General features: G+C 50.9%; 2 protein-coding genes. Both read left to right on the plus strand.

The genetic code is table 11. The annotated features are described in order from the left end of the window. Positions 1-34: 34 nt before the first annotated feature. Positions 35-5,647: a SwmB domain-containing protein gene (locus ACOMHB_RS13385; RefSeq protein ID WP_448218637.1), complete on the plus strand. Its 5,613-nt coding sequence runs from the start codon at positions 35-37 to the stop codon at positions 5,645-5,647. A gap of 382 nt (positions 5,648-6,029) precedes the next feature. After that, complete coding sequence (locus ACOMHB_RS13390) at positions 6,030-7,418, plus strand: type I secretion C-terminal target domain-containing protein (RefSeq protein WP_448216991.1); 1,389 nt, start codon at positions 6,030-6,032, stop codon at positions 7,416-7,418. Positions 7,419-7,670 lie beyond the last annotated feature (252 nt).

Below are 7,670 nucleotides of genomic sequence, written 5' to 3' on the forward strand. Positions count from 1 at the left end.
CATTGACTTTTATACACCGCCTAAAATTGATTCGGTGATGCTAGATGGCAGTTTCCAGCCCGTAATCACCGGTACCGGTCAACCAGATGCAGTGCTGAATTTTACTATCAATGGTAACAATTACAGTGCATCGGTTGGCAGTGATGGTAACTGGAGCTTCACGCCCTCGTTAACACTGAACGACGGTGATCCGCTGAATATCAGTGTTACCTCGACGGAAGCAGGTGGTGTTGCCAGTTCTGCGACCACTTATAGCGCAGATGTCAGCCGGGGTGATCCACAGAGTAATACTGTGACGGGTGGCAACGATACTGACTTTATGTACGGTGAGGCAGGCGCTGATGTTCTGATTGGTGGTGAGGGCGATAACTGGTTAACAGGTGGCAGTGGTCAGGATCGGTTGGTTTGGCAAGCTGGTGATGGTGGCACCGCTGCCGACCCGGCTGTTGACCATGTTACAGATTTTTCCGTTGGTGCCGGTGGTGATATTCTCGATTTGCACGCCCTGCTCAGTGGTGAAGAAAGTACTTCGGCTGATCAGTTTATCCAGTTCCGTGTAGAAGGTAGTGACTCCATTATTGATATCAGCACGGTGGCCGGTGGCGATATAGTTCAGCAGATTGTGCTGGAAAACACGGATCTCTCGTCCTTGGGCAACACCGATCAGGAAATTATTGAGCAGCTACTGAGCGATGGTCAGCTCACCCTTGCCCGAACCATTACCATTGATAACAACATAATGGGTGACAACCAGATCAGCGCTGCCGAAGAAGGTGCCGTTCTCGTTTCCGGTGTTGGTGAGCCCGGTGCTTCCATTCAGGTCGAAATTGAAGACACATCAGCTGCGACTGTCTCTGCCACCGTCACGGTTGGACTGGATGGCACCTGGAGTTTGGCGGGCAGTGAACTGGATGTCAGTGCCCTGTCTGACGGGACGCTGGATATTACCGTTACCCAGACTGACAGTGCTGGAAACATCACGACGGATACTTCAACCGTCATCTTCTCCGGTACCGCCCCCACCCTGTCCTCTGCTGAAATCGTGGCCAATACACAGAATCTGGTACTGACTTTTAGTGAAAATATGGATAGGAGTCGTGTCCCTGACCTGGCTGACTTTGATGTGGCTATTGATGGCAGTGCCGTCAATGTTCTTAATGTCTCTTACCTCAACGATACCCAGATTCGCCTTAGTCTGGACACAGTGGTCAGTCCCTCGGGCAGTGTGACGCTTGATTATACGCCAGGCAGTCATGCCCTTCAGGAACAGGTGGGAATTAACCCATTTGCCGCATTAAGCAGTTTCTCTGCCACAGTGACGCCCGATGTTTCTGCCGCAGTTCGTCAGAGCATGACTGTGGAGGGTGACCAGCTAGTCATTGATTACAATGAAGCACTTGATCCCGCCAGTGTTCCTGATGTCAGCGCTTTCAACCTGTCTCTGGTGGGTGGCGGCAGCCGCACGGTATCAAACGTCAGTATTTCCGGTAGCCGAATGACACTGACCCTGGACAGCCCGGTTGGCGATGCAGATATTGTTAAGCTGTCCTATAACGTGGCAGATGCCAGCAATAATGGCGGTGGCCCCATTCAGGATGACCAGGGAAATGACAGTAGTAGCTTCAGTAGTGCGCTGGTTGAGAATAATACAGACACCTCAGTACCAACTATAAACAGTGCCGTGGTGGACGGTGATACTCTCACCCTGACTTATTCAGAGGATCTGAACGAAAGTGTCAGCCTGAGCGGTATTCTAAATGTTGAGGTAGCAGGTACCAGCAGATCGGTCAGCAGTACCTCAATCAGTGGTAATCAGGTAACGGTGCAGCTGGCCAGCCCCGTGGCAGACGGGGAGTCGGTGACGTTCAGCTATAGCCCATCCAGTGCAGATAGCAGTAATAATAACGACCGGATTGAAGATTTGCGGGGTTTTGACGCCGCTGCCCTCAATCATGGTGACCTGACCGTCAGCAATATCACGGATACGATTTCACCCAGCCTGTCCACCGCCGAGGTGGATGGCAATACCGTTACATTAACGTTCAGTGAGGAACTGAATGGTAATGCCACCATTAATCCATCCCTGTTTAGAATTGCCGTTGATGGGCAGAGTGAACCGATCAGCAGCCTTGCGATCAACGGCCAGCAACTGACCCTGACGCTTTCCAAAGCGATTACGGATGGCCAGTCGGTTACTCTGGATTACACTCCGCCCGCTGCTGGCAGTGCCCTGGACAACGAACGTCTGGAAGACCTTGTCGGCAATGACACGGCTTCGATAGCCAGCTTCTCCGTCGACAACGTGACCAACAGCGGTGGTAACCCGGAAGTCGTGCGCCTTTACAGTGATGACGCGGATCAGTGGTATCGCGATGGTGACACCATTACCGTCAAGGTAGAGTTTTCTGAGCCAGTTCAGGTGACAGGGAATCCAACCCTGCAGCTGGAAACAGGAACCATTGACCGCCTTGCTTCGTACAGTGGTGGCACAGGAACGAATGTCCTGTCGTTTACTTACACTGTGTCTAACCCCGATGAGTCCGCCGACCTCAATGCATTATCCACCTCCGCACTGGATCTTGGTGGCGGTACAATCACCGACCTTTTAGGTAACAACGCAGACTTGCTCCTGCCGGAGCTGAATGAAGCCGGGGCCCTGGCTCAACAAAACGACATCAGGATTGATACTGTGTCTCCGACCGTAGGGCTCAGCAGCAGCTCAGCCAGTTCAGCGGGCATTCTGACGCTTTCCGGTAATGGCTTCAGCTCACTGCTGTCACCAGGTGAGTCTACCGATACCGATCTGACTGGCAGACTGGACTGGTCAAAACTTTCATGGCGGGTTGTAGACAATAGCGGCAGTAACACGGATATCAGCTTTAGCGCTGCTGATATTGAGTCCGCCCTGGCCGTTAATGATCAGCAATTGAACATTAAGTTCAGTAGTAGCAAGCTTGCCACCATGCGTGCCACTTCAGGCTATGGTAATGAGGAAGGTCAGGATCTGATCCGGATTACCAGTGATGGCTTCTTCCAGGATGCGGCTGGTAACACCATGAATGATGGCAACAGCGCTGGCGTGGAGATCTTCATACTGCCTCCTGATGGTATTGCACCTTCTGTCAGCAGTATCACCAGCCTGACGGCAGATGGGGAGTACGCAACGGGTTCCGTTATCCGTTTGCAGGTGAGCTTTGATGAAGCCGTGGAGGTGACGGGTACACCGGTACTGTTGTTGGGCACTGGTGACAATATCTCTGCTGCCCGGTTCAGTTCCGGGTCTGGTACCCAGGAGCTGGTGTTTGAGTACACTGTTCAGCCAGGGGATGAGGCACCGGACCTGGATGTACTGAGTGCCAGTGCCCTGCAGCTTAATGGCGGCACCATCAAAGACTTATCGGGCAATGCCGCTGTGCTGACGGTTCCTGTTGCTGCCAATAGCGACTCGCTGGCCAGTACCGCGGATATCATGATCGACGGCTCCGCCCCAGATGTGTCTATTACCGGGGTTACCCTGGCTCCCGAAGGCGCCAATGATCAAAAGCTGACCATCAATGGCAGTGGTTTTGATGCGTTATTGGGCAGTGGCGAATCCGTTGGCCTGAGCCTGACAGGAGATGCGCTGTCACGGTTTGACTGGAGCAAGCTCTCTATAAAACTGAAACAGCCTGATGGCAGCTTTGAAAGTGTCAGTCTTGGCGCCTCGGATATTGGTTCAGTAGAGATTCACAGTAACCGGCTTGAGATTGTTATTGATGAAGGCGTCAACAAGGTACTGGACAACAATGGTTTCAGTACCGTATCAGGGGACACAGCACTGGATATCAGTCAAGGCTTTATGGCTGACCGGGCGGGCAACCGATCGACTACCGATGCTCTTGCGGATCAGGCGGTTACTGTCACCAGCAACGGCGCTACGGTTCTTAATGTTTCCTCCGACACCGTAGATGGAAGCTATCAGGCCGGTGATGAGATTCTGATTCGCGTACGGTTCAGTGAAAAGGTCTCGCTGCAAAATTACGACCCTAATAATGACCCTCTCTTGTTGTTGCTTAATGACAGACAGCCGACCCAGGCTGATCCTTATGGGGGGAATGCCGTTTATGTCTCCGGTGATGGTACCAGGGAATTTGTGTTCCGCCATACCGTGAGTGCCGGGGAAAACATTGATGACCTTAACTATCGTGATACCAGTTCCCTGACGTTCAGTACCGGCATTTCAGGATTCCCGTCTGCAGGCTCCCTGGTCAACGGTGCAGGCAGTAATGTCAGCCTGACATTGCCCGGAACCGCCAGCACTGAATCACTGGCCGGTAACAGTAACATTGTTATTGACACAGATGCAGCTACCACCACCATCACCAGTGCCGCCTACGATGAAAGCAACAACCAGCTCCTGCTGAAGGGAGCGGATTTTGATCAACTGTTGAACAACAGCGAAAGTGCCACCGCCGATCTTTCGGGCAGGCTGGACTGGAGCAAGCTGGTGATTGATATCGACAAGGATGACGGTATCACACAAAACGTCAGCTTCTCTGCCAGTGATGTGACGGTTGCCCGTTTGGCAGGAACGGATACCCTGTCGATCCAGTTGACTGACGCCAAGGCTGCTGAACTTGAGGGTATTTTTGGCTACAAAGGCTCGGAGGACGGTGTTGATATCCAGGCGGGATTCCTGAGGGATCTGGCGGGTAACGAAGGGGCAGCGGCTGTCAGTGACCTGACCCTGGATTACGCCGACATTGCTGCTCCGACAGTCGTGCAGGTACGGCTTGAAGATCCCGGTCACTTCTCCATCGGAGAACAGGTGGTCATTCTTGTTCAGCTTAGTGAAGCTGTGAGCGTCAGTGGCATTGATGCTTCCGATGCCAGCACTTACCCAACTCTGGCTCTTAACAACGGCGCAGTAGCCACCTATGACAGTGGTGCAGGAAGCGATACATTAAGGTTTGTCTATACATTTGGTGCGGGTAATAGTGAAAACAGCCAAGGGCTTAACTATGCCTCTGATACAGCGCTGACCGTACCTGCCGGAGTCATGGTCTTTGACTCCGCAGGGAATAGCATGCTCACCACACTGCCTCCGGTAAGCAGTAACGATGCCCTGGCCCAGACGGGCAGCGCCATCATTGATGTTAATGCCCCAGAAATTCTGCAAATCAGCAGCCTGACAGCGGATGGTGAGTACAGCGAAGGGAAGCTGATCCAAATAGAGGTCTCTATGAGCGAGGCGGTCAATGTGACCGGCTCCCCGATCCTGAATCTAGATAGCGGTGGTCAGGCCACCTATGCAAGTGGTTCCGGCACAGACAAGCTGATATTTAATTACACGATTTCGTCGGGGGAGAACGATTCTGACCTGGATGTATCGAGCATTTCATTGTCGGGGGGCAGCATACAGGACCAGGCCGGAAATGACTTGGATACCAGCACTCTACCCACTGGTAACGACAGTGATTCGCTGGCTAGTCAGTCGGATATTGAAATTGATACCATTGCTCCCACGCAATCGATCACAAGAATTTTTATGTGGGGGCATGTTTTTGAATTTAATGCCTCCAGCTCATTCGTAACGCCTAAAGGGGGGGGATTTAACGGACGAGTTCGGAATTGGTTGGTCAAAATTTGTACTGACTGGTACCGATAATTTCGGCCAAAGCACCAGTTTTTACTTTCAGGAAAGTGATGTTGGTTCATTTGAAGTTCATAGTGGTTCTTCCTCAACAGGGGTAATATCACTTTCAGATCAAGGGTATGAGCGTTTAGTTTCGTGGCAGGGCTATTCCTACTTCAGAAACAATAATGAGTTCTCTGATATAGATATAAGGGTCGATCAAGGTTGGCTTGCTGATTCGGCGGGTAATTTATCGACCTTTACCTGGAGTCAGAGTGCACTTGAAGCTTCAGGTTGGCAAGAGAATAATTCAAAATATGCCACCCACCTGGAATCTATCACAGCCAGTACGGCAAATGGCATTTACAAGGCAGGTGACGTTATCAATATCACCGTCGGCTTTAGCCAGAAAGTGATGGTGGATACCAGTAGTGGTACGCCGACCTTAACTCTGAGCAATGGCCAGACGGCAACCTTGGTGGAATCAGGTGGTACTAAGGCCAGGGTCTTTAATTTTTCCTATACCGTCCAGGCCGGGGACTTGGTGAATGACCTGGATGTTACCAGTATTAATACCAATGGTGGCCGTTTTTATGGTGGCGGTGGCCCCAACAATGGTACCGTGGATGTGTCTTCTTCTGTTATCAACGGTTTGGACATTGAAGACACTATGGCCGGAGCTAAAGAGATTCATATTGACACTACTGCTCCGGCAACGACGATATCGTCGGCCGAGTACGATCCTGAGAGTAATATGCTCGTTCTTGATGGCAACGACTTTAACAGTATCCTTAGTGCTAACGCCCCGGCTGACAGCACCGAGTTAAGGCTGGTGCTGGACTGGAGCAAGCTCAGCTACAAGGTCAACGGCTCACTGACTGAGAGCTTCAGTGAAGATGACGTGTTGTCTGCCAAAGTGATTGACAACAACCAACTTATTATTGAGTTGGCAGCGGCCAAGGCTGACAGTATCGAAACTAACTCCGGTGGTGATTATAGCGATGATGCGCTGGATATCTCCGCCGGGTTTATCAAGGATCTGGCGGGCAACGTGTCAACCACCGATGCGCTCTCTGCAGGTAGTGTGACCCAGTCGGATCTGAAAGCGCCTGATTTAACCTCATCTCTGGCTTCCAGTAACGAGCTGGTGCTGAGTTTCTCCGAAGCCATTTCCGGCTCGCCCTCAAACTCTGACTTTACCGTTCAAATTGATGGCAGTGCACGTCTGGTGACTGGCGTTGCCATAAACGGTCAGGAAGTTACCGTGACCTTTGATGGCGCCCAGATTGACAGCTCAGAACAGTTATTGTTCAGCTACACCGGCAGTAGCCTGAGTGACAGCAGTGGTAATGATGTGGTTACCATCAGCGACCGGGTGGCAGGCTTTGACCATAGTTCCAGTGCGGGTTTGGATACTTTGATTGGCGATATCGGGGACGATATTTTCACTATTGACCATGACGACGTCACTGCTTCTGGTGGTCTGGGGGCTGATATCTTTGATTTTAATGCCACCGGCACAGCGCAAAACCCTGCCGAGCTGATTATTACCGATTTCAACACCGATGAAGGCGATGTGCTGAAGCTGGATGATATTCTGGTGGATCCAAGTGACAGCCTTGATGAGCATTTTCATTTTGTTGCCAGCGGCAATGATACCGTGATGGAGATCAGTGATACCGCCAATGGTGATGTTACGAAGAAAGTTAGGTTCAAAGATGTTGATCTGTTCGCCCTGGGCGGAAGTGATGCTGATATTCTTAACAACCTGATGGATAACAATAATCTGGATCATGGCTCCTAAAGCCTGTTATTTTTTTCGATTGGCACATTTTGTCGTCTTGTGATCCTATCTATGATCTCACGGATCTGACGACAAAATGCTGTTATATCGGGTAATTTCTAAACTTGTTTTTCTTAGTGATCCATAAAGTATCCATTTTGTTTAATGGATTCACTCTCACCGTATCTGTCAATTGTCATCCTGAGACCAAAATGGCTGAGTGTTACAACAGAGCCGTTTTAATCTGTCTATCCTGTAACTAATAAGCTTTTA

This window comes from Endozoicomonas sp. 2B-B, assembly GCF_053470045.1.